The following is an 18913-nucleotide window of genomic DNA, read 5'->3' as shown; positions in this document are numbered from 1 at the left end:
AAAAACAAATAGATAAGAAACTTTTCAGGCTGTTACACGCTGATTTGGTACCAATTGCCGCCTTACTGAACACTCGTTTAGTATGGCCGCAAGTCGCATCACCTCAGACCAATCACAATAATTCGAGGATTCCCATGACCACTCAATCGTCGCTGCTCAGCCAGGTCGAAGCAGGCGTTGCCTGGATCACCCTCAATCGCACTGCCCAGCGCAATGCGCTGGACATTCCGACGCTGAAAAACCTGCACACCTTGCTCGACGGTTTCAACGCTGATCCGGCGGTGCGCGTGGTGGTGTTGACCGGTAGCGGCCGCAGCTTCTGCGCCGGTGCCGACCTCGATGAATGGGCTGATGCCGAAGCCCGGGGCGCGCTGGAAACCTACGGCTGGACTGAAACCGCCCACGCGCTGATGACCCGCCTGCACAGCCTGGAAAAACCGACCATCGCCGCCATCAACGGCACCGCCGTCGGTGCCGGGATGGACCTGACCTTGTGCTGCGACCTGCGCATCGCCGGGCAATCGGCGCGCTTCAAGGCTGGATACACCAGCATGGCCTACTCGCCGGACGCCGGCGCCAGTTGGCACCTGCCGCGTTTGATCGGCAGCGAACAGGCCAAGCGCCTGCTGTTCCTCGACGAACTGTGGGGCGCCGACCGTGCCCTGGCCGCCGGGCTGGTTGGCGAAGTGTGCGCCGACGAGCAATTGCTGACCGTTACCAGCGAACTGGCCGCACGCCTGGCCGCCGGCCCGACCTTCGCCTTCGCCCAGACCAAAAAGCTCATGCGCGAAGGCGCCGAGCGCAGCCTGGCGGAACAACTGCAAGCCGAGCTCGCCGCCGGCCTGTTGTGCGGTCGCAGCGAAGACGGCAACGAAGCCCTGCGCGCCGCCATGGAAAAACGCCCGGCACGTTTCATCGGCCGCTGACACGACCTGTAGGAGCTGGCTTGCCAGCGATCGCCTTCAGCCTCGCACACCATTCTTTGTGAACGAACAACAGGTAGCACCATGAATTTCCAACTGACCCAAGAACAAGAAATGTTGGTGGACTCGGTACGCAGCTTCGTCGAGAAGGAACTGCTGCCCTATGAAGAGCAAGTCGACCGCGCCGACGAGGTCTCCCCGGAACTGGCAGCACAGATTCGCGGCAAGGCGATCGCCGCCGGTTTCTATGCCTTCAACATGCCCGAAGAAGTCGGCGGTGGCGGCCTGGACTACCTGTCCCAGGCGCTGATCGAACGTGAGCTATCCAAGGTGTCCTGGGCATTGCACGTGTTCGTCGCACGGCCGTCGAAAATCCTCATGGCCTGCACCGGCGACCAGATCAACGACTATCTGTTGCCGTCCATCCAGGGCGAAAAAATCGACTGCTTCGCGTTGACCGAGCCGGGTGCCGGCTCCGATGCCAATGCGATCAAGACTCGCGCCGTGCGTGAAGGCGACGACTTCATTCTTAACGGTAGCAAGCACTTCATCAGCCACGCTGGCCATGCTGACTTCGCCATTGTCTTCGCCGTCACCGACACCTACGAACACAACGGCAAAAAGCGAAACGCCGTGACTTCGTTCCTGGTCGACCGCAACACCCCGGGCATGACCATCCGCCGTGGACCGAAGTGCGTGAGCAACCGTGGTTATCACACCTTCGAAATGTTCTTCGACGACTGCCGTGTGCCGGCCAGCAAAGTGCTGGGTGAAGTCGGCAAGGGTTGGGACGTGGCCAACGCCTGGCTGACCGCCGGGCGGGTGATGGTCGCCGCCAACTGCGTCGGTCAGGCCCAACGCGCACTGGACGTGTCGCTGCAATGGGCGGCGGACCGCAAGCAATTCGGCCAGCCGATCGGCACCTACCAGGGCGTGTCGTTCAAATTGGCCGACATGGCCACGCAGATTCGCGCTGCTGAACTGCTGACCCTGCACACCGCGTGGAAAATGGACCAGGGCACCATGACCGATGGCGAGGCCGGCATGGCCAAACTTTTCGCCAGTGAAGTGCTCGGCCGTACTGCCGATGAAGCGGTGCAGATCTTCGGTGGCATGGGCCTGATGGACGAAGGTCCAGTGGAGCGCATCTGGCGTAACGCGCGGATCGAACGGATCTGGGAAGGCACCTCGGAAATCCAGCGCCACATCATTTCCCGCGAGCTGCTGCGGCCGCTGCTGCGCTGATCGCTCCGGAGAATTCCCATGTCCCAAACCATTCGTGACAACCTCAAACGCATGCTCGCGCCACAACACGTGGCGTTTGTCGGCGGCCGCAGCATGGCGCGCGCCCTCAAGCGCTGCGCCGAGGGCGGCTACCAGGGGCAAATGTGGCTGGTCAATCCGCAGCACGACAGCCTTGAAGGTGTGCCGTGCGTGCGCAGCGTGGCCGAGTTGCCTTGCGGCCCGGACGCAGTATTCATCGCCACCAACCGCGAGCTGACCCTGACTTGCGTGGCCGAACTGGCCGCCATCGGCGCGGGCGGGGCGATCTGCTACGCCTCCGGTTTCGCCGAGACCGGCGCCGAGGGTCAGGCCCTGCAACAGCAACTGCTCAAGGCCGCGGGCGACATGGCCTTGCTCGGCCCCAACTGCTACGGCCTGCTCGACTACCTGCACAGCTCCGCGCTGTGGCCGGTGGCACACGGCGGCAAAGCGGTGGAGAAGGGCGTGGCGGTGCTGACCCAGAGCGGCAACTTCGCCTACAACCTGTCCATGAGCGACCGCTCGCTGCCGGTGGCCTACATGGCCTCGGTGGGCAATCAGGCGCAACTGGGCGTGGCTGAATTGATGGACGTGTTGCTCGACGAGCCGCGCGTCACGGCCATCGGTCTGCACCTCGAAGGCCTGAAGAACGTGCCGGGTTTTGCCCGCGCCGCGCACAAGGCGTTGGAGAAGGGCATCCCGATCGTCGCGCTGAAAACCGGCGTGTCGCAGATCGGCGCCGAACTGGCCTTGAGTCATACCAGTTCGCTGTCCGGTTCCGATGCACTGTACGACGCGCTGTTTGATCGCCTTGGGGTGATCCGCGTCAGTGGCCCGGTGAGTTTTGTCGAAACCCTCAAAGCCGCTGCCTGCGGCAACCTGCCGGCGGGCAACAGCCTGATCGCGCTGGCCTGTTCCGGTGGCGATGCGGGGCTGATTGCCGACTACGCCGAACGCAATGACCTGAGCTTGCCCAAGCTCGATCAAGGACAAGTCGGTGAACTCGCGCAAGTGCTGCCGAGCTACGCCAACCTGGTCAACCCGCTGGATTTCACCACGGCCATCTGGGGCGACGGCGAAGCCTTGAACCGCATGCTCGACAGTGCGCTGCGAACCGAAGCCGACGCGGCGATGCTGGTGCTCGACTACCCGGCGGAATTCACCGGCGAGCGCAAGGAATGCGACCTGCTGCTGGAACTGTACTGCGCGGCGCTGCAACGTCATGGCAAGACCGGTTTCGTCACCTCGGCTTTCCCCGAGTTGCTGCCGGCCCATGCCCGTGAGCGTCTGCACGCACAAGGCGTTGCGGCATTGCAGGGCGTTGAAGACGGACTGGCCGCGTGGGGCCGCATCGCCGGTTATCAGCGCAAGCGCCAGGCGTTGTTGGCCCTGGGTGAATCGACGCTGGTCCCGCTGTGCCCGCAAGCGCTGGAAGGCGAGGGGCGTTTGCTCAATGAATGGGATTCCAAGCAGGCGTTGAAAGCTTTTGGCCTGCCGATTCCGAACGGTGTTTTGAGTCGCCCGGATCAGGCCCTGAAGGACGCCGAATCACTGGGCTATCCGCTGGTACTCAAAGCGGTCAGCGCTCAACTGCCGCACAAGACCGAGGCCGGCGCCGTGGCGCTGAACCTCAAGGACGGCGCGGCATTGAACGCTGCACTGGAGAAGATGCGCGCCAGCATTGCCGCTTACGCACCGGGCGTGCCCTTCGATCAGCTGTTGCTGGAACCGATGGCCAAGCCGCCACTGGCTGAGCTGATCGTAGGCATCAAACGCGAAAACGATTTTGGCCTCGCCCTGGTGATCGGTGCCGGCGGCGTTCTGGTGGAGCTGCTCAAGGACAGTCGCAGCCTGCTGCTGCCGACCACCGACGGCGCCATCCGCAATGCTGTGCTCAGTCTGCGCAGCGCCTCGTTGCTGCAAGGTTTCCGTGGTCGCGAGTCCGCCGATCTCGACGCCTTGGTGACGGCGATCCGCGCCGTGGCCGATTACGCCTGCGAAAACGCCGCGCAACTGCTCGAACTGGATGTGAACCCATTGTTGGTCGGTGCCCATGGCACGACTGCGGTCGATGCGTTGATTCGCCTCGGCCACGAGTGAGGACATGAATATGCAAAGCAAAACCTTGACCGGCGGCCAGGCCCTGGTGCGCCTGTTGGCCAACTACGGTGTCGATACCGTGTTCGGCATCCCCGGCGTACACACCCTGGAGCTGTACCGCGGCTTGCCCGGCAGCGGCATTCGCCACGTGCTGACCCGCCATGAGCAGGGCGCCAGCTTCATGGCCGACGGTTATGCCCGGGTCAGCGGCAAACCCGGCGTGTGTTTTGTCATCACCGGCCCCGGCGTGACCAACGCCGCCACCGGCATTGGCCAGGCCTACGCCGACTCGATTCCAATGCTGGTGATTTCCAGCGTCAACCACAGCGCCAGCCTCGGCAAGGGTTGGGGCAGCTTGCACGAGTGTCAAGATCAGCGGGCGATGACCGCGCCGATCACTGCGTTCTCGGCTGTGGCGCTGACCGCTGAAGACCTGCCGGAACTGATCGCCCGTGCCTACGCGGTGTTCGACAGCGAACGGCCGCGTCCGGTGCACATCTCGGTGCCGCTGGATGTGCTGTCGGCGCCGATCGCCCGTGACTGGAGCAATGACGTGGTGCGTCGTCCGGGTCGTGGTCCGGCATCCGCCACTGCGCTGGACCAGGCCGTGGCCAGACTCAACGCTGCCAAGCGCCCGATGATCATTGCCGGTGGCGGTGCGCTGAATGCCATTTCCGAGCTGCAGGACATCAGCACCCGGCTCGCTGCGCCGCTGTTCACCAGCGTCGCTGGCAAAGGCCTGCTGCCACCGGGCGCACCGCTCAACGCCGGTTCCTCCCTGTGTGTAGAGCCGGGATGGAACCTCATCGCCGAGGCCGACGTGGTGCTGGCGGTCGGCACCGAAATGGCCGACACCGACTTCTGGCGCGAGCGTTTGCCGCTCAATGCCGAGCTGCTGCGCGTCGACATCGACCCACGCAAGTTCAATGACTTTTACCCATGCGCAGTGGCCCTGCATGGTGATGCCCAACAAACCCTCAGCGGTTTGCTTGAGCGACTGCCGAGCGACGTGCGCGATGCCAGCGCAGCGGTTGCCTCGGTCGCCGCCCTGCGTGAAGCGGTCAAGGCCAGCCATGGTCCGTTGCAGTCGATCCATCAATCGATCCTCGACCGTATCGCCGCGGAACTGCCGGACAACGCCTTCATCAGCACCGACATGACCCAGCTTGCGTATACGGGTAACTACGCCTTTGACAGCCTGGCCATCCGCAGCTGGTTGCACCCGACCGGCTACGGCACCTTGGGTTATGGCCTGCCAGCGGGGATCGGCGCCAAGTTCGGCGCACCGCAGCGTCCGGGACTGGTGCTGGTCGGCGACGGTGGTTTCCTCTACACCGCCCAGGAGCTGGCCACGGCCGTTGAAGAACTGGACAGCCCGCTGGTGGTGCTGCTGTGGAACAACGATGCCCTGGGGCAGATCCGCGACGACATGCTCGGCCTGGACATCGAGCCCATCGGTGTACTGCCGCGCAACCCGGATTTTGCCGCCCTCGCTCGTGCGTTCGGCTGCACCGTGACTCAGCCGCAGAACCTCGCGGAACTGCAAACCGACCTGCGCCATGGCTTCACTCGCAATGGCGTCACCCTGATTGAGCTCAAGCATGCTTGCGTTCGCTGAGTTCACTGTAGGAGCGAGCACGCTCGCGATGGACGTCAACGATTACGCGCGCTGTCTGAATGACCGGGTTGCCCTAACGTTTTTCGCGAGCATGCTCGCTCCTACAGGGATCATGTTTATAGGAGGAAGGCCATGCGCTTTTCCGATCTGACTCAACGAATCGCCGGCGACGGCGCCGCCGCGTGGGACATTCACTACCGCGCCCTGGCGCTGCGCGAGCAGGGCGAAGACATATTGTTGTTGTCCGTGGGCGACCCGGATTTCGACACGCCACAGCCTATCGTGCAGGGCGCCATCGACAGCCTGCTCAATGGCAACACCCATTACGCCGAAGTGCGCGGCAAGCGTGCCCTGCGCGAAGCCATCGCCAGGCGCCATCAACAGCGCAGCGGCCAATCCGTTTCGGCGGATCAGGTCACCGTGCTGGCCGGGGCGCAATGTGCGCTGTTCAGCGTGGCCCAATGCGTGCTCAATCCCGGTGACGAGGTGATCGTCGCCGAACCGATGTACGTCACCTACGAAGCCGTATTCGGTGCCTGCGGTGCCGTGGTGGTGCCGGTGCCGGTGCGCTCGGAAAACGGCTTTCGCGTGCTGCCCGAAGATGTCGCCGCGCGCATCACCCCACGCACCCGGGCACTGGCGCTGAACAGCCCGCACAACCCGTCCGGCGCCAGTCTGCCGCGCAGCACCTGGGCCGCGTTGGCTGAGCTGTGCATCGCTCACGACCTGTGGCTGATTTCCGACGAGGTCTACAGCGAATTGCTGTTCGAAGGCGAACACGTCAGCCCGGCGAGCCTTCCGGGCATGGCTGAGCGCACCGCGACCCTCAACAGCCTGTCGAAATCCCACGCCATGACTGGTTGGCGCGTGGGTTGGGTGGTGGCGCCGCCATCCCTGGCCGCGCACCTGGAAAACCTCGCGTTGTGCATGCTCTACGGTTCGCCGGATTTCATTCAGGACGCCGCCGTCATTGCCCTGGAAAGCAACTTGCCGGAACTGGAGGCGATGCGTGATGCCTATCGCCAGCGTCGCGATCTGGTGTGCGACAGCCTGGCCGATTGCGCCGGCGTGCGGGCGTTGAAACCCGACGGTGGGATGTTCGTGATGCTCGATATCCGCGAGACCGGGCTCAGCGCCCAAGCGTTCGCCGACCGTTTGCTGGATCGTCACGGCGTGTCGGTATTGGCTGGCGAGGCCTTTGGTCCGAGCGCGGCGGGGCATATTCGACTCGGTCTGGTGGTCGGCGCCGAGCCGCTGCGCGATGCCTGCCAGCGCATTACCCGTTGTGCTCAAGAACTGATGGAGGCCCAGGTTCATGCTTAACCACAAGGCGTTGTTTATTGATGGTCGCTGGCAAAAACCGTCGGGGCTGGGCATCGCCGAGGTGATCAACCCGGCCACCGAGCAGGTGTGCGGCAGTGTTCCGCTGGGTGATGAGCTCGATGTCGAACACGCCGTGGCGGCTGCACGTCGGGCCTTCGCTTCATGGTCGCGTACGCCGTCCAGCGTACGCGCCGGTTACATCCGTGCACTGGCAGAACAACTGCGCAAACGTGCCGATGAGATGGCCGCCGTCATCACCTCGGAACTGGGCATGCCGGTGCAATGGTGCCGATCGGTGCAGGTCGACGGGCCAATCGTTGGCCTTGAGCAGTACGTCGAACTTGCCGGCTTGATGGACGAAGTGCGAGAAGTCGGCAATTCGCTGGTGATCCGTGAAGCGGTGGGCGTCTGTGCCTTCATCAACCCGTGGAATTACCCGCTGCACCAGTTGATCGGCAAACTCGCCCCGGCCCTGGCCGCCGGTTGCACGGTGGTGATCAAGCCGAGCCAGGAAACCCCGCTGCACGCGTTCCTGCTGGCACAAATGATCGAGGACATCGGCCTGCCTGCCGGCGTGTTCAATCTGGTCAGTGGGCCGGGCTCGAAAGTCGGCGAAGCGCTGGCCAAGCACCCGGACGTGGACATGGTGTCGTTCACCGGTTCCACCGGCGCCGGCGTTCGCGTGGCGCAGGCAGCGGCACCTTCGGTCAAGCGCGTGTGCCTGGAGCTGGGTGGCAAGTCGCCGTTGCTGATCGCCGAGGATGCGGATCTCGCCGCAGCCGTGCGCTACGGCGTGCAGGACGTGATGATCAACTCCGGCCAGACCTGCACCGCGTTGACCCGCATGCTGCTGCCGGCCAGCCGCTACGCCGAGGCCGTCGAACTGGCATTGGCGCAAACCTTGAGCCTGCGCATGGGCGATCCACTCGACCCGCAAAGCTTCCTCGGCCCGATGTGTTCGGCCGGGCAAAAACGCACCGTGCTCGACTACATCAACGTTGGCCAGCAGGAAGGCGCACGGCTGCTGTGCGGCGGTGACACACCGTCGGCTTTCGAACGCGGCTTCTATGTCAGCCCGACGCTGTTCGCCGATGTCGACAACCGCATGCGCATCGCCCAGGAAGAAATCTTCGGCCCGGTGCTGTGCCTGATCCCTTACGCCGATGAAGCACAGGCGATACAGATGGCCAACGACTCGCCGTTCGGCCTGTCCAGCGGTGTCTGGGCCGGCAGTGCCGAACGCGCCTTGCACCTGGGGCGGCAGATGCGCGCCGGCCAGTGCTTCCTCAATGGTGCGGCATTCAATTATCAGGCGCCGTTCGGCGGCTACAAGCAGTCGGGTAACGGTCGCGAATGGGGTGAGGAGGGGCTCAACGAGTTCGTCGAAGTGAAGGCGATCCAGGTGTGACGGCTGGCGATTCAAACGTTGTATGCACCGGGCCCTGGCCCGGTGTCTTGCGTGGTTTTGAACCGGTAATTCATTAGCTTTTTGATCAGGGGCAATGCAATGAGCGATAACAAAAACAAGATTACTCAAGCGAACCATGAATTCAGCTTCCCGCGTAGGGACTTCCTCAAGTACAGCGCTGCCGCCGCTGCCGTGGCCGGTGCGTTTTCCATGGGGCTGCCGCTGGGCGCGTTTGCCGCAGAGGCCACGCCCAAACCGGGTGGAGTCCTGCGCCTCGGCCTGGCGGGGGGCAGCACTACCGACTCCAAGGACCCCGGCTCCTGGGCCGACACCTTCACCTTCGTCGGCTTTTCGGCGGTCTATAACACCCTGACCGAAATTGCCGTCGACGGCACGGCCATCCCCGAACTGGCTGAAAGCTGGAGTTCGACCCCGGACGCGCGCATCTGGACCTTCAAAATCCGTCAGGGCGTGACCTTCCACAACGGCAAGACCCTGACCGCCGACGACGTGGTGGCGTCGATCCAGCATCACCTCGGCGAGAAATCCACCTCGGCCGCCAAGACCGTGCTGGGCGACGTGGCCAAGGTCAGCGCCAATGGCAGTGACAGCGTGGTGTTCGAGTTGCACTCGGGCAACGCCGATTTCTCCTATGTGGTTGCCGATTACCACCTGGCGATCATGCCGAGCAAGGACGGCGCGGCGGACTGGCAGGCCGGCGCCGGCACCGGTGGCTATCGCCTCAAGGACTTCGAACCGGGTGTGCGCATGACCCTGGAACGCAGCCCGGATTACTGGAAACCGGGGCGGGCGCACTTCGCCAGTGCCGAGCTGATTGCTATCTCTGACGGCGCGGCACGGGTCAATGCGCTGGTCACCGGGCAGGTGGACGTGATCAACAAGGTCGACCTGAAAACCGTGGCGCTGCTCAAACGCAACCCGAACCTGGTCATCGAAGAAACCAAGGGCGCCCAGCACTACACCTTCCCGATGCTCACCGACAGCCAGGTGTTCCTGAACAACGACGTGCGCCTGGCGATGAAGCACGCGATCAACCGCGAAACCCTGCTGGCCTCGGTGCTGCACGGCTATGGCCTGGTGGGTAACGACCACCCGATCCAGCCCGGCAGCCGCTTCATCAACACCGCGCTGGAACAGCGCACCTACGATCCGGACAAGTCGCGCTTCTACCTGAAGAAGGCCGGTCTGGACTCGCTCAAGGTCCGCCTGCAAGCCTCCGACGCCGCCTACACCGGCGCCGTGGACGCCTCGGTGCTGTTCAAGGAGCAGGCCCGCGCGGCGGGGATCGACATCGACGTGGTGCGCGAGCCGGCCGATGGGTTCTTCTCCAACGTGTGGATGAAGCAACCGTTCACTACCTCGTTCTGGTACAGCAGCCTGACCGCCGACCGCATGTTCAGCATCGGTTATGCCAAAGGCGCAGCGTGGAACGAGACCCACTGGGACAACGCGCGTTTCAATCAACTGCTCAACGCCGCTCGCGGCGAGATGAACGACCCGCTGCGCCGCGAGATGTACAACGAAATGCAGGCACTGTGCCGGGACGAGGGCGGGGCGATCGTGCCGCTGTTCGCCAGTTCCGTGGCGGCGCGTTCCAACAAGGTCGTCCATGGTGGGCAGACGGCGCCCTATGGCGAGCTGGATGGGTTGCGGGTGATCGAGCGGTGGTGGCAGGCGTAATGCCCGGATCCGTCAAACAATGAAGACCCCCTGTAGGAGCTGGCTTGCCAGCGATGGCGGCCTTGAGGCTTGTGTCGCCCATGGGGGCGCGATCGCCGGCAAGGCGGCTCCTACAGTTTGTCATTCGCAGTCTTCTAAAGCGTGCCCAATTCAAGGAACCGCACGATGAGAAGTATTTTCAAGCTGTTGGGGCAGCGCCTTGCTTTAGGCCTGCTCTCGCTGTTCGCCGTATCGGTAATCATCTTCCTGGCCGTCGGCATGCTCCCGGGCGATATCGCCCAGGCCATGCTCGGCCAGTCGGCTACCCCGGAAACCGTGGCGGCCTACCGCGCGCAACTGGGCCTGGACTTGCCGCCGCTGACCCGTTTCGGCCACTGGATCTGGCAGTTGCTGCACGGTGATCTTGGTGTGTCGCTGGCCAACCAGCGGCCCATCGCCGATCTGGTCAGCTCGCGCCTGGGCAACACCTTCAGTCTCGCTTTGCTGGCCGCATTGGTGTCGGTGCCGCTGGCCTTGCTGCTGGGAATGCTCGCGGCGTTGTACCGCAACAGCTGGTTCGACCGGTTGCTCAACACCTCGGCCCTGAGCGCGGTGTCGTTCCCCGAGTTCTTCGTCGCCTACATCCTGATCCTGGTGTTCGCGGTGAAGCTCAACTGGTTCCCGAGCATTTCCAACCTGGCGCCGGACGCGTCCCTGGGCACGATCCTGGAACGTTCGATACTGCCGGTGGCGACCCTGAGCCTGGTGGTGATCGCGCAGATGATGCGCATGACCCGCGCATCCTTGATCAACCTGTTGGCCAGTCCCTACATCGAAATGGCCCGGCTCAAGGGCATCAGCCAGTCGCGGATCATCTTTCGCCACGCCTTGCCCAACGCCTTGGCGCCGATCGTCAACGTGGTGGCGCTGAACCTGGCGTACCTGGTGGTCGGCGTGGTGGTGGTCGAAGTGGTGTTCGTTTATCCGGGCCTCGGCCAGTTGCTGGTGGACTCGGTGGCCAAGCGCGATATCCCGGTGGTGCAGGCCTGCAGCCTGATCTTCGCCGCGACCTACATCCTGCTCAACACCAGTGCCGATGTGCTGTCGATTGCCAGCAACCCACGCTTGATGCATCCGAAGGGGTAGACCATGAGCCTGTTGAAACAAGTGTGGCGGGCGCCCCTGAGCGCCAAGTTCGGTTTGTTGATGATCCTGCTGTATGTGCTGGTGGCGGTATTCGCACCGGTTTTGGCGCCGTTCGGCGAAACCCAGGTGGTGGGCGGGGGATTTGAGCCATGGGGCGGGCAGTACCTGTTGGGCACCGATAACCTGGGGCGCGACATGTTCAGTCGCCTGGTCTATGGCGCGCGCAACACCCTGGGCATCGCCTTCCTGACCACGGTGCTGGCGTTTCTGCTCGGCGGCTTGAGTGGCCTGATCGCGGCGATCAAGGGCGGCTGGGTCGACCAGGGATTGTCGCGGGTGGTGGACATCCTGATGGCCATCCCGCAACTGATCTTTGCCTTGCTGATCCTCAGCGTGGTCGGCACCAACGCCACGTCGCTGGTTCTGGTGATTGCGCTGCTGGATGCGACGCGGGTGTTCCGGCTGTCTCGTGCCGTGGCGATGAACGTGGTGGTGCAGGACTTCGTCGAAGCCGCGCGCTTGCGCGGTGAAGGTTTGTGGTGGCTGGTCACCCGTGAAGTCTTGCCGAATGCGGCGGCACCGCTGATTGCCGAGTTCGGCCTGCGCTTCTGCTTTGTGTTCCTGTTCATCAGTGCGTTGTCGTTCCTCGGCCTGGGCATTCAACCGCCTACCGCCGACTGGGGCAGCATGGTGCGCGACAACGCCGTGCTGATCACTTTTGGCGACATCAGTCCGCTGTTGCCTGCCCTGGCCGTGGCCTTGATCACGGTCAGCGTCAACTTCGTCGTCGACTGGATGCTGCACAAATCCAGCGGCCTCAAGGAATGCTGAACATGACCACTACAAAACCTTTGCTGGAAATTCGCGACCTGCACATCGAAGGCCATTACGAAGACGCCTGGCATCCGCTGATCAAGGGCATCGACCTGACCCTGCAACGGGGCGAGGTGCTGGGGCTGATCGGCGAGTCTGGCGCGGGCAAGTCGACCCTCGGCCTGTCGGCCATGGGCTACACCCGCGACGGTTGCCGGATCACCGGCGGTTCGGTGCATTTCGACGGCATTGACCTGCTCAAGGCCAAGCCTGAAGCCCTGCGCAAACTTCGCGGTTTGCGGATCGCCTATGTCGCACAGAGCGCGGCGGCCTCGTTCAACCCGGCTCATCGACTGATCGACCAGCACGTCGAAACCGCCGTGAAGAACGGTGGCATGAGCCGCGAAGAGGCCATGCGCGACGCGGTGGAATTGTACCGAGTACTACGTTTGCCCAATCCCGAGACCATCGGCCAGCGTTATCCGCACCAGGTGTCCGGCGGTCAGTTGCAGCGGGTCATGACCGCCATGGCCATGGCTTGTCATCCGGACCTGATCATCTTCGACGAACCGACCACGGCGCTGGACGTTACCACCCAGATCGAAGTGCTCGCCGCCATTCGCGATGCGGTAGCCACCTACGGCAGCGCCGCCATCTATATCAGCCACGACCTGGCGGTGGTGGCGCAGATGGCCGACCGCATCATGGTGTTGCGCCACGGTAAACTGGTGGAAGAGGCCGAGACGCGCAAGATGCTGGGTGACCCGCAGGAGGACTACACCAAGTCGCTGTGGGCGGTGCGCAGTTTTCGCACCGAGCCCAAAGCCTGTCCGCACCAGGAACAACCCTTGCTGGAACTGCGCAACAGTTGCGCCAGTTACGGCCAGCAGCCGGTGTTGCACGACGTTTCCCTGAAGCTGTATCGCGGCCAGACTCTGGCGGTGATCGGCGAGTCGGGCAGTGGCAAAAGCTCGACGGCGCGGCTGATCACCGGATTGCTGCCGCCAACTTACGGCCAGGTGCTGTACGACGGCGCGCCCTTGCCAGCGGACTTCCGCCAGCGCAGCAAGGAACAACTGCGGCGCATCCAGATGATCTACCAGATCCCCGACACGGCGCTCAATCCGCGTCAGCGCATCGTCGACATCATCGGCCGGCCGCTGACGTTCTACCTTGGCCTGAAGGGCAAGGCCATGCGTGCCCGGGTCGCCGAATTGCTGGAGATGATCGAACTCGACCCGGCGACCTTCATGGAGCGTCAGCCCCGGGAACTGTCTGGCGGGCAGAAACAACGCATCTGCATCGCCCGGGCCCTGGCGGCCGATCCGCAACTGATCATCTGCGACGAAGTGACCTCGGCCCTCGACCAACTGGTGGCCGAAGGCGTACTGAAATTGCTCAACCGCATCCAGCAACAGCTGGGTGTCGCCTACCTGTTCATCACCCACGATGTTGCTACAGTGCGGGCCATTGCCGATGAGGTATTGGTGATGCAACGGGGCAGGGTGGTGGACCACGGCTCGCGCAGCCAGATCTTCACCCCGCCGCATCAGGACTACACCGGGCTGCTGTTTTCTTCCGAACCGCAAATGGACCCTGACTGGCTCGACCGGTTGCTGGCCACGCGCGCTTCCACACCTTCAACCGATACGCTGGAAAAAGTCTAAGGAACCACCATGAAAGTACTGATCGTCCACGCACACCCGGAGCCGAAATCCTTCACCGCCGCCCTGCGGGACCAGGCCGTTGCCACACTCGAAGCCCAGGGCCACGAAGTGCAGGTCAGCGACCTGTACAAAATGAACTGGAACCCGGTGGCCAGCGACGCGGACTTCTCGAATCGGGAAAACCCCGAGTACCTGGTCTATGCCCTGGAACAACGCCTGGGCGTGAAGAGCCAGTCGCTGGCGGCGGACATCCAGGCTGAGCTGGACAAGCTGCTGTGGGCCGACCTGCTGATCCTCAACTTCCCGATCTTCTGGTTCTCCGCCCCGGCCATGCTCAAGGGCTGGATCGACCGGGTGCTGGTGTCCGGCATCTGCTACGGCGGCAAGCGTTTCTACGATCAGGGTGGTCTGGCCGGCAAAAAGGCGCTGGTGACCGTGACCCTGGGTGGCCGTGAACACATGTTTGGCGAAGGCGCGATTCATGGGCCATTGGAGGACATGCTGCGGCCGATCCTGCGTGGCACGTTGGCCTATGTCGGGTTTGATGTGCTGGAACCCTTCGTGGCCTGGCATGTGCCGTACATCAGTGAAGAGGCGCGCCAGCAGTTTCTGGTTGATTACAGCCAGCGTTTGCAGCACTTGAGCGACGACCAACCCTTGGTATTTCCGAAGCTGGCGCAGTTCGATGACAAACTCTATCCGCTGACCACCAATGGCTGATTAACACCACCCCCCCCTGTGGGAGCGAGCAAGCCCGCTCCCACAGCGCCGCTTGGGCCGTTGAACTACACTTTTCAGTTGCTCCACCCTGATCGGCAAGCGACGCATGGCGTCGCCCAGCCGCCCGCCAGTCGACCCAAAGGCTTGCCTGTTGTGGCAAACCTGTCGGAGGTCATTATGAAAAGGTTTTCACCGGTCAGCCTGTGCATCGCATTGTCGGTTTTGAGCGCCCCGGGATGGGCGCAAACGGTGGTGCCGATGAAAGGGCAAAGTTCGCAACAAACCCAGGTCGACATCAACGAATGCAACAGCATCGCCGCCAGCCAAAGCGCCTCGACGTCTTCCACGCCTTCCGGCGGGAGAATCAAGGGCGCAGCTGTCGGGGCCGCCGCCGGCGCAACGGCTGCCCAGGTGCGCGGCAATCAGCACGACGAAGTCTATGATCGTGTCGACGATGACAGGAAACAGGATTATCGCCAGGACCGGGCCAAATCGACGGCAGCGGCCGGGATGGTGGTCGGTGGTTCACGTCAACGCCAGGAACGCCGGGCGGATGCGAAAACCACAGAGGCAAACACCGCGACGGCTTACACCAGCTGTTTGCAGGGCAAGGGGTATCAGGTCAATCCTTGAGTCAGGTACGGAACACACTGTGGGAGCGAGCCTGCTCGCGATGGCGGCGGCACATTCAACATCCCGGTGTCTGACACACCGTCTTCGCGAGCAAGCTCGCTCCCACAGGGATCTTCAGTGTTTCGAGAATCCGGTCAAGCGCTCAGCTTCTGATCCTTGAACTCGCTGTTTCAAGAAAACAGACAGAAGGAAACGGCCTGTAGCTCAAATCTGACAACCGTTCATCGGTGAACTACGCTGCGATACGTACCCTAGATCTGAATTTTGTGAAGTAAGGATCCGACACATGCGGAGCAGGCTGCTCGCGGTAATGTTTAGTGCTTTCGGGATGTTTTGGTCGGTGCAACTGTGGGCCGAGGACGCGCCGAAAGTGGTCGATGCCCCTGCTGAATTGAAAGTGGCCAACCGCGGCGTCATGGTGTTTCGCGCGACCATCCTCGGTGAAGCTCCGGCCTCGCGGGTCAAACGGGCGAAAGCGGTGATCGGCGAGGCGCTGGATGAAGCGGACGACCTCAATGTCACCCTCGACCCGATCATGAAAAGCTACATGGTGCTGCTGGGTAGCCGGCGCGCCTTTATCGTTTCGCCCAAGGACTTCGACGAAACCGAATACGACTCCGTACAGCAGGCCGCCGAAGCCGCGGCGGGCAGGCTGCGCCAGGTTGTGGCCGAAACCCAGGAAGCCCGTAGCCTGCAATTGATCCTGCGTTCCGTAGGCGCTGCGCTGCTGGCCACGGGTATCTATTTAGGCTTGCTCCTGGTCATGGTTTTTTTGCGCCGCAAGTTGCTGAAAAAACTGCCCGACCTGATGCATCGGCACACCCAGGCCCTGAAGGTCGGGCACGTTCCGTTGATCGACGCCAACTTCCTCTATCCATTGGTCAGCCGCGTGCTGGAAGTGCTGCGCTGGGCCATCGTGTTGTTGCTCACTTACGAGTGGCTGGGGTTTGTCCTGTCGCGCTTTCCCTATACCCGGCCTTGGGGCGAGAGCCTCAACAACTATCTGCTGGAAGTCGCCGACTATCTATTGCAGGGGATTCTCGGGGCCATCCCCGGGCTTGGCGTGGCGTTGGCGATCTTCTTCATTGCGCGGGGTGCGACTGCGTTCTCTCGCCGGATTCTTCGGCGCATGGCCACGCCCGGTACCTTCAACTGGTTGAACCACGAAACCCTGCAGCCAACCCAGCGCCTGACTTCGCTGGCGATCTGGCTGTTTGCCCTGGCCATGGCTTATCCCTACCTGCCGGGTGCCGGTACCGATGCGTTCAAAGGCTTGTCGGTGCTGGTCGGCCTGATGATCTCGCTGGGCGCTTCCAGCGTAGTCGGCCAGGCGGCGGCCGGTTTGATCCTGACGTACACCCGAACCCTGCGTCCCGGTGAATTCGTACGCATTGGCGAACACGAAGGGACGGTCACTGAACTGGGCATGTTCACCACGAGCATTCGCACCGGTCTGGGCGAAGTGCTGACCTTGCCCAACTCGATGATCACCGGCACGGTCACCAAGAACTATTCGCGGGTTGTACAAGGCCCCGGGTATGTGGTCGATACCGTGGTAACCATTGGCTATGACACGCCGTGGCGGCAGGTCGAAGGCATGTTGCTGGAGGCTGCCAAACGCACACCCGGTATCCTCGAAACACCACCGCCGCAGGTGTTTCAAACGGCATTGTCGGACTTCTACCCCGAGTACCGGCTGGTGGCCCAGGCCATCCCCAGCCAGCCAAGGCCCCGCGCCGTGCTGCTGAGCATGTTGCACGCCAATATCCAGGATGTGTTCAACGAGTACGGCGTGCAGATCATGTCGCCGCACTATCTGGGCGATCCGCAACACGAGAAATGGGTGCCCAGGGACAAGTGGTACACGGCACCCGCGCAAGAACCCAAGGAACTTTGATTTCGCCTGCCAGGGAGCCCACACCATGCTTGAGTTCATTCTCCACGCCCTGCGGACTGACCCGGAAATCGCGGTGTTCCTGGCCATTGCCCTGGGCGTCTTCATCGGCCGTATCCACATTGGCAGTTTCCACCTCGGTTCGGTGGCCGGTGCGCTGTTGATGGGCCTGCTGATTGGCCAGATAGGGCTCGAAGTGCCCACCGGATTGAAGTCGGTATTTTTCGTGATGTTCATCTACGCGGTCGGCTTCAAGAGCGGGCCGGAGTTTTTCGGCAGCCTCAATCGCGGCACGCTGAAACTGGTGGTGTTGAGCGTGGTGCTGTGCGGCACGGCGCTGGCGGCGATCCTGCTGATGAACGCAGTCTTCGATTTCGACGCCGGTTTCACCGCCGGGCTCGGGGCCGGTGCACTGACCGACACGGCGATCATGGGCACAGCGACCAGCGCCATCAATCAACTGTCGATCGATACCGCGGCCAGGGCGCAACTCAACAGCCATATGGCGATTGCCTACGCGATCACGTACCTGTTCGGCACCATCGGCCTGATCGTCTTCGTCGGCAGCATCGCCCCGAAACTGCTGGGCGTGGATCTCAAGGCATCGGCCCGGGAGCTGGAACTGGAGCTGGGGATCGCCAAGGAAGAAGACGCGATCACCGTGCCGTACACCCGCATTGTCGTGCGAGCCCATCAGGTGGCTGACAATGGTTCGGCGATTGGGCAGCGCATCGCCGATGTGGAGAATCAGCACGAATCGCTGACCATCGAGCGCGTGGTACGGGCAGGCAAAATCATCGAGCGTGACGAGGCTTTCACGCTGATGGCCGGGGATATCGTCGGGGTCTACGCCCTGCGCGAATCGGTGGGCACCCTCACCCAGTGGATCGGGCCGGAAATCGACCATGCCGAATCCTTGTCTTTCCCCACCCGTGAAGTGGACATCGTCGTGACCTCGCCGGAGTTCGCCGGCAAGACAATCCATCAGGCGAAAAACCGCCTGGAAAGCGCCAGGCGCCTGGGCTGCTTCATCAATACCATCACCCGCCAGGGCTACGAGTTGCCGTTGTTGCCCAACACCGTACTGCGTCGGGGCGACGTGATTACCCTGACCGGCCGCACCGCCAGCGTCGAAGCGGTGGCCAAGCGGTTGGGGCGGATTCGCGAGAACAACTACAAGAGCGACATCGCCATGCACACCCTGGGCATGGTGCTGGGTTCATTGCTGGGGCTGTTGTCGACCCACATCGGGATGATTCCCGTGGAGCTGGGCATTGGCGGCGGGGTGCTGGTCGCGGCGCTGGTGATTGGCTGGTACAACTCGCGCCACCCGGAAATCGGCGCGTTGCCTCCCGCCGCGCAGTGGGCGTTTTCCGAGTTCGGTCTGACCGCGTTCGGCGCGGTGGTCGGCCTGCTCGCCGGCCCCGCAGCCTTTGCCGCGATGAAGGAACAAGGCCTGGCGTTGCTGCTGTCTGGCGCCGTGGTCACCATCGTGCCACCGCTGGTGGCACTGTACTTCGGCCGCTACGTGCTGCGCCTGCACCCGATGATCCTGTTCGGCGCACTGGCCGGTGCACAGACCGAAGCGGCGTCGATGAACAAGATCATCGAACAGTCCGGCAGCAACACCCCGGTGATCGGCTTTACCGTGTGTTATGCGATTTCCAACGTGTTGCTGGCGGTATGTGGGCCGATCATAGTGTTTGTGGTGGCAGGTTAAAGTGG

Annotated in this window: 14 protein-coding genes; all 14 read left to right on the top strand. The window is 62.9% G+C overall.

Annotated elements, in window-relative coordinates:
- Positions 1-134: 134 nt before the first annotated feature.
- The 14 genes from B0D71_RS03685 to aspT all read left to right on the top strand — a co-directional run bounded on the left by B0D71_RS03685 (position 135) and on the right by aspT (position 18908).
- Positions 135-926 carry an enoyl-CoA hydratase/isomerase family protein gene (locus tag B0D71_RS03685; protein ID WP_103393517.1) on the top strand — a complete coding sequence of 264 codons (792 nt, stop codon included), beginning with the start codon at positions 135-137 and terminating at the stop codon, positions 924-926.
- A gap of 81 nt (positions 927-1007) precedes the next feature.
- The gene (locus B0D71_RS03680) at positions 1008-2168 is read left to right on the top strand and encodes an acyl-CoA dehydrogenase family protein (protein ID WP_103393516.1); all 1161 of its coding nucleotides are present in this window, start codon (positions 1008-1010) and stop codon (positions 2166-2168) included.
- A gap of 18 nt (positions 2169-2186) precedes the next feature.
- A complete protein-coding gene (locus B0D71_RS03675) occupies positions 2187-4286 on the top strand; it encodes an acetate--CoA ligase family protein (RefSeq protein ID WP_103393515.1) in 2100 nt (699 codons plus the stop codon).
- Positions 4287-4296: 10 nt separating this feature from the next.
- Positions 4297-5904: a 5-guanidino-2-oxopentanoate decarboxylase gene (locus B0D71_RS03670; protein ID WP_103394018.1), complete on the top strand. Its 1608-nt coding sequence runs from the start codon at positions 4297-4299 to the stop codon at positions 5902-5904.
- Positions 5905-6036: 132 nt separating this feature from the next.
- Positions 6037-7227, top strand: coding sequence for a pyridoxal phosphate-dependent aminotransferase (locus tag B0D71_RS03665; RefSeq protein ID WP_103393514.1), 1191 nt, complete (start codon positions 6037-6039; stop codon positions 7225-7227).
- Positions 7220-8635: an aldehyde dehydrogenase family protein gene (locus tag B0D71_RS03660; RefSeq protein ID WP_103393513.1), complete on the top strand. Its 1416-nt coding sequence runs from the start codon at positions 7220-7222 to the stop codon at positions 8633-8635. Before B0D71_RS03665 ends, B0D71_RS03660 begins: the two co-directional genes overlap by 8 nt.
- A 99-nt stretch (positions 8636-8734) precedes the next feature.
- Positions 8735-10336 (top strand): ABC transporter substrate-binding protein, encoded by a 1602-nt coding sequence (locus B0D71_RS03655; RefSeq protein WP_103393512.1) that lies wholly within the window; start codon positions 8735-8737, stop codon positions 10334-10336.
- Positions 10337-10501: 165 nt separating this feature from the next.
- Positions 10502-11461: an ABC transporter permease gene (locus tag B0D71_RS03650; RefSeq protein ID WP_103393511.1), complete on the top strand. Its 960-nt coding sequence runs from the start codon at positions 10502-10504 to the stop codon at positions 11459-11461.
- Positions 11462-11464: 3 nt separating this feature from the next.
- Positions 11465-12292, top strand: coding sequence for an ABC transporter permease (locus B0D71_RS03645; RefSeq protein ID WP_103393510.1), 828 nt, complete (start codon positions 11465-11467; stop codon positions 12290-12292).
- A gap of 2 nt (positions 12293-12294) precedes the next feature.
- Entirely contained in the window at positions 12295-13941 is a 1647-nt protein-coding gene (locus tag B0D71_RS03640) for an ABC transporter ATP-binding protein (protein WP_103393509.1), read from the top strand.
- Between the two features lie 9 nt (positions 13942-13950).
- Positions 13951-14661: an NAD(P)H-dependent oxidoreductase gene (locus B0D71_RS03635; RefSeq protein WP_103393508.1), complete on the top strand. Its 711-nt coding sequence runs from the start codon at positions 13951-13953 to the stop codon at positions 14659-14661.
- A gap of 177 nt (positions 14662-14838) precedes the next feature.
- A complete protein-coding gene (locus B0D71_RS03630) occupies positions 14839-15294 on the top strand; it encodes a YMGG-like glycine zipper-containing protein (RefSeq protein WP_103393507.1) in 456 nt (151 codons plus the stop codon).
- A gap of 286 nt (positions 15295-15580) precedes the next feature.
- Entirely contained in the window at positions 15581-17191 is a 1611-nt protein-coding gene (locus B0D71_RS03625; RefSeq protein WP_103393506.1) for a mechanosensitive ion channel family protein, read from the top strand.
- Between the two features lie 25 nt (positions 17192-17216).
- Positions 17217-18908: an aspartate-alanine antiporter gene (gene aspT, locus B0D71_RS03620; RefSeq protein ID WP_103393505.1), complete on the top strand. Its 1692-nt coding sequence runs from the start codon at positions 17217-17219 to the stop codon at positions 18906-18908.
- Positions 18909-18913 lie beyond the last annotated feature (5 nt).

Source organism: Pseudomonas laurylsulfativorans (assembly GCF_002906155.1).
GTDB lineage: Bacteria > Pseudomonadota > Gammaproteobacteria > Pseudomonadales > Pseudomonadaceae > Aquipseudomonas > Aquipseudomonas laurylsulfativorans.
Note: the sequence above shows the minus strand (reverse complement) of the source record. Positions and strands in the feature narration are given on the sequence as shown.